Annotated in this window: 5 protein-coding genes; 2 read left to right on the forward strand and 3 right to left on the reverse strand. The window is 70.8% G+C overall.

Annotation, left to right across the window (positions count from 1 at the left end):
- Window positions 1–435: 435 nt before the first annotated feature.
- Window positions 436–2,226 (reverse strand): DNA cytosine methyltransferase, encoded by a 1,791-nt coding sequence (locus WHI96_RS27060; protein WP_345651171.1) that lies wholly within the window; start codon window positions 2,224–2,226, stop codon window positions 436–438.
- Window positions 2,227–2,396: 170 nt separating this feature from the next.
- Window positions 2,397–2,903 carry a hypothetical protein gene (locus WHI96_RS27065; protein ID WP_345651174.1) on the reverse strand — a complete coding sequence of 169 codons (507 nt, stop codon included), beginning with the start codon at window positions 2,901–2,903 and terminating at the stop codon, window positions 2,397–2,399.
- Between the two features lie 460 nt (window positions 2,904–3,363).
- Between WHI96_RS27065 and WHI96_RS27070 the strand changes: the two genes are divergently transcribed.
- Both WHI96_RS27070 and WHI96_RS27075 read left to right on the forward strand, forming a co-directional pair.
- Window positions 3,364–3,552, forward strand: a complete 189-nt coding sequence (locus WHI96_RS27070) for a hypothetical protein (protein WP_345651177.1) — start codon at window positions 3,364–3,366, stop codon at window positions 3,550–3,552.
- Window positions 3,549–4,049, forward strand: coding sequence for a hypothetical protein (locus WHI96_RS27075; protein ID WP_345651179.1), 501 nt, complete (start codon window positions 3,549–3,551; stop codon window positions 4,047–4,049). Before WHI96_RS27070 ends, WHI96_RS27075 begins: the two co-directional genes overlap by 4 nt.
- Before the next feature lie 352 nt (window positions 4,050–4,401).
- Here the strand turns inward: WHI96_RS27075 and WHI96_RS27080 are convergent, their stop codons facing one another.
- Window positions 4,402–4,821 carry a hypothetical protein gene (locus tag WHI96_RS27080; RefSeq protein ID WP_337826866.1) on the reverse strand — a complete coding sequence of 140 codons (420 nt, stop codon included), beginning with the start codon at window positions 4,819–4,821 and terminating at the stop codon, window positions 4,402–4,404.
- Between the last annotated feature and the right edge of the window lie 224 nt (window positions 4,822–5,045).

The following is a 5,045-nucleotide window of genomic DNA, read 5'->3' on the forward strand; positions in this document are numbered from 1 at the left end:
CTCTGAAGCTCCTGGTCAGGCGGATTGATCTAGGCAATCGCCCGTCTACCAGGAGCTTCACCCTTTCGAGGTCACGCCACGCCGCACGCCAGCTGACCTGCTCGTCCATCAGGTTGGCAAAGGCTCAGTGGCGAGGCGGTCAACGTAGGTCCGTCGGGTGCCGGTCATCGTGTCCTCCGTGTGTTGGTGATGGAACGTGGCCCGGTCGGGGTTCGGTCTAGGCTCGGTGGGCGTCGCGGCGCTTCGGGCGCCTTCGGGCCCTCGGTTCGCGGGCCGTGACGCGGATGGCCGGTGGCCTCATGCCGGGCGCCTTCGGGCGTCGCCCTTCGGGGCGAGCCACCGGCCATCACCTGAACTCGCGGCCGTTAGCTGACCTCCTCGGCGTCGCCCGTCGGTCCGACGGGCGACGTCGAGGCTCAGGCGCGTAGCCCCTGCCTATCGGGGCGCTGGTTCGTTGATGCTCGTGCCGGTCACGGCCTCGACGACGCAGGCGATGATGTCGCGGGAGACCGGCGGGGTGACCGCGTTGCCGCACATCTTCACGTTGTCGCGCGAGCTGGTCCCCAGCAGGACGTATCCGGGCGCGAAGGCCATGCCGAGCTTGACCTCGTCGGCCATCAGCATCCGGAATCGGCAGTCCTCGACTCGGATGTCGGTCTGCATCACCGCGTCGCCTTCGACGGCGGTCTGGGTGGGCATCGGCCGGTTCACGCCGCGCAGGGATCCGGTGTCGTAGGCGTAGAGGACGTCGGGGTCCCAGGAGACCAGCGACTGGTGTCCGGCGGTGGTCAGCGTGCGCGCGGGCTCGTCGATCGGGGTGCACATCTCGGCGCCGCCGGTGTTGTTGCGCATCAGCATGGCCAGGCCGTGGTGGTTGCCGTTCGCGGCGAAGGTGTCGAGCGGGTCGTGCACGGTCTTGGCGCGGTTGTTGTTGCGCAGCGGGACGACCACCACGGCCTCGGTGTCGCGGGTGGTGCGGGTCCGCATCGGCTCGTCGGTCGGGCGGGCCTCGGTGTTCCAGGTGCCGCCGCAGGGCACGAGCAGCCCGTTCTCGTTGCGCGCGGTCTGCACGCGCATCGGCCGGCTGGTCGGCTGCGCGACCTTGCCCTCGCGTCCTTCGACCGGGATGACCAGACCGTCGAGCGCGGTCGCGGCCCGACGCTCGGCGATTCGCTGCAGTCCAGCGGTGCCGTGTGCGCGCATCAGGGGGGCGTGTGCGATCGCCTTGGAGGGGGTGGTGTGCATGGTGCGCAGCGGGTCCTCGACCGGCCAGGTCCGCACGCCGGGGCGGCGCTCGAAGGTGTTTCCGGCGGCCTCCAGCACGATGGCTCCGGCGTGGCGGCGCAGGCCTGCCTCGATGCGCGCGTAGGTCTTCGGCTTGAGCGGGCGTGCGCGGTCGCCGATGCGCTGGCCGGGGTTGGCCAGGTCGATCGCGGCGGCGGCCGGGAGCACGTAGGGCTGGACGATGTCGTTACGGCAGGACACGTGCGGGCAGCGGAACACGTACTGCTGGCCGTAGGCGCCGTGGGGCTTGCTGGGGTTCTTCGGGGCCCGCATCGCGGTCACGACCTCGCCGCAGGTCGGGCACCAGGCGCGGGGGCGGGTCCAGCGCTCGAAGTCCGGGCGCCGGTAGCGCTCCTGCCAGAAGACCACATAGACCCGGTCGCGCAGCTGCGGGGCGGGTGCGCCGAGCTGGTGGGCGAACGCGCTGTTGAGGGTGAGGACCTCGTGGCGGTAGCCCTGCGCCCTCATCCGGGCGATCCACTTCGGGAAGTGCGCCCACTTCAGCAGCGGCAGCACGTTCTCCACGACCACGGCCTTGTAGCGGTGGTGCTCGGCGAAGCGGGGCACGTCGTGCATCAGCGCGCGGGACCGCTCGCGTGCCTCGTCGGCCAGCGGGGGCTCGTCCTCGATGTCCTCGGTGGTCGCGAGGTCGAACAGGGTCGGCTCGGTCGCCTGGTCGGCGAAGTCCTGGCGCTCGCCGCGCGCCTGTGACCAGAACGTGCACGACGGCGAGGCCCACAGCCCGTCGGTGGACGGGTACCGGGCGGGGTCGATCTCGGCGATGTCGGCGACGTCGTGGTCGACGTGCGGCATGTTGTGGTTGTGCGTCTCGACCGCTAAGGCCCAGTGATTACAAGCTGTAATCACGGTGTTGCCCGGCACGCTCTCGATGCCTGACGACGACCCTCCGGCGCCGCAGAACAGGTCGGTCCAGCTGAACATGTCCGACGCGCGAACACGGTTGATCAAGCGCATGGGTGTCCCCCATTTCCAGGTGTTTCGGCTGCGGTGTCGGGCGGGTTTGCCGTCCCTCCCAACATGTCCTACTTTACAGCGTTTATGGATGGTTGGCAATACCGATCTGCGCATTTTCCCTGGTGAGAAGGGGTGCGCTACGACGGGTGTGTGCGGTGGCGTGAGCGCCGGGACCGGCCGGTTACCGCGTCCCCGGGGCGGGCGGCCCGTGCTGCGAACGCGCGCAGCGTGCTGCGCTTCCAGCGGCGCCGGACGCGTCCGGAAGGCAGATCCTCGCAGTCGTCGGCTTCGGGGAAGTAGCCGTCGTTGCGGGCGAGGTAGCCCCGGATCGTGGACTGGCTGGCGTAGCCGAGAAACCGGGTGGCGGCGGGGACGTCGAGCAGCTCGTCCGCGTCGCCCGCGTCGTCCTGGGGCGGCCGCCGGTTGGCCTGCTTGTGCTCGGCCCAGGCGGTGTACCACTCGATGACGCGCTGCTCGTCGAAGAAGGCCTCGCGGCCCTGCAGGTGCGCCTCGGGGTGGCCGTTCGTGGCGCGCTCGACGTAGAGGTTGCGCTGGGTCTTGGCGCTGATGCCGGTGCGGTCGGCGATCTCGGCACGGTTGATGTGCGGGCGGCCGTCGACGTCGATGCGGTTGGTGGTCGGCACGGGCGTCTCCGGAAGCGACGGTGGTGGGATGTGGGCTGCGGCGCGGCGAGGGTGGGGTCGGTGGCCGAACCCCGCAGGGTCCACCCCCGGACGTGCCGAGGACGTCGGCAAACAGCCACCGACCCCGCCGACCGGCCGGCAGCCCGGGTCACCTGGAGCGCCCGTGTTCGGCCGTGTCGGCTCGGTCTCACGGTAGCGGAGCTCGAGGTGCGGGCTCGCGCACCGTTCCTCCTGCTGCGGTGCCGCTTCTTCGTTGTGCGGCTCGACTGTGGTCGTGCTGAGGTGCGGATACAGACACAAGGGCCGCTCCTGACCTAGGCATTTCGCCGCCCCGCGGCTCATTCGGCTTGCACTTCCACCGGCACCGCGGTGAAGGGGCTCCCTCAGCCCCAAGCTGAGTTATCCACAGCTTGGCGTGGCCCCATTGCCTGGCGGTGCCCGCGCGGTCAGGCTCGAAGTCATGACCGATCTGGACACGCCGCTGGACGGCGCCCCGTTCACTTCGCGGTCGCTGGGGCACCTGCTGCTGGCCGAGCGGGCCTACGCCGCCGGTGACAGCGACGGTGCGTGCGAGCACCGAGCCGATGCCGCGGGGCTACGCACCGAGATCGCACGCTGTGAGGCCCTCGTCTCGGTGGCCGGCCGGTGACCGGCGGCCTCGATCCTGACCCGCTGCTGACGATCGACGCGACTCCCGGTGTCTACGCCGCTCATGATCGAGGCGGCGCTACCGCCGCCGCCACGCTCACCCTCGTCCCGCGCCTGCAGGTGCTCACCGGCGACGGGCACCCCGGTGCCGAGATCGTCGACGCGGTGCTCGCCGCGCTGCTCGGCGACGGATTCACGCTCGTCCCCGCGCTCGACGTCGAGACGCTGCTCGAGCTTCCGTCCCCCTCCGGCGGGGCGGCGGTGTTCACCGCTGCCAGCGGGACGCTGGAGCTCACGGCCGGGATGCTGGGGTATGACGGCGATATCGGCCCGGGGGCGCCCGCCGGCTGGGCCGAGATCGCCGCCCAACGCGGGACGCTGGCCGTGCTCGTCGCGACCGGTGTCGACCTGCATGCCGAGGATCGCACCGCGCGCATCGACCAGGCTCGTGCCGATGGCCGGCTCGTCGGCGCCCAGGTCGCATTCAGCGCTGCCTGAGCTTGCTGCTCAGGTGTGGAGGCCTACCTGGCTGCCCGCCGTCGAGAGCCGCGCCACGATCGGCGATGGCGGCAGCCCCGTCGGCGCGGCTGGGCTCGGTCGAGGGCGCATGATGAGGCGGTGACCGACACCGTCCAAGCCCGCGACCCGGATGCCGAGCCTCTTCCCTGTACGCGGTGCCCCGGCTCGTCTCTGTTGGTGATCGCGGGTCTCTGCCCCGACTGCATCGCCGCTATCGGCTTGGACGCAGACCAGACTGACTACGAGGCCTGGCGGGGCGGGTCACCGAGGTCTACGGCCGGGGGAAGCCCGCCTGAGCACCGTTTCCTGGAGGTCGGCCACGAGGAGCGAGTTAGGGCCGGTCGGCGAGCACGGCGGGGACCGGGGAGTGGTCGGCGATGTGGTCGCGCAGTCTCGGCGACAGGAGGCCGGCGACCGCGAGGAGGTCGCGGTGTCGAACCGCGAGGGGCAACTGCAGCAGCGGCTCGTGGTGGGCGACCCGGTTGCGGAGCGAGTGGAGTTGGTCGACGCGGTCGCGGACGTCGATCCGTTTCGTTCCCTGGGGAAACGTACGGTGTAGGTGCGTGCGCCACAGCTGGTCGTGGCGGTTGACGGTGAGGTACCGCCAGAAGCCGAGGTTCAGCTCCGCGATGACCTTGCCCGGGGCCGGCTGATCGGTGCCGGAGTGCTCGGCGGCCGCGGAGACGGCCTCGGTGATCTTCTTGCGGGTCGTGTGGTTCGCATCGTAGGGGCCGCGGCGCCCCTTCCTCATCTGCCTCGGGAAGTGTCGTTCTGGGGCGTGCACCCAATGCGGGTCACCCGCTCGATCGCGGGAGCTGAGCGCGCGGTCGTAGGCATTGCGGAGCGCGACTGAACCGCCCCGGCGTGTCCGGAGAGCTATCGGGTTGAGTGCTCTGACTCGGGCTGGCCGATGTGTTGACGGTAGTGCGCGGCCTCCAGCTCGGCCGGGGGCAGGTCCGCGGCAGCGGAGTGCAG

Source organism: Pseudonocardia tropica (assembly GCF_040105315.1).
Lineage (GTDB): Bacteria > Actinomycetota > Actinomycetes > Mycobacteriales > Pseudonocardiaceae > Pseudonocardia > Pseudonocardia alni.

What these genes read in the sequence shown, in the direction of transcription:
- WHI96_RS27080 (WP_337826866.1), bottom strand. Translation starts at nt 4,821, where the DNA reads ATGAGGAAGGGGCGCCGCGGCCCCTACGATGCGAACCACACGACCCGC.
- WHI96_RS27070 (WP_345651177.1), top strand. Translation starts at nt 3,364, where the DNA reads ATGACCGATCTGGACACGCCGCTGGACGGCGCCCCGTTCACTTCGCGG.
- WHI96_RS27060 (WP_345651171.1), bottom strand. Translation starts at nt 2,226, where the DNA reads ATGTTCAGCTGGACCGACCTGTTCTGCGGCGCCGGAGGGTCGTCGTCA.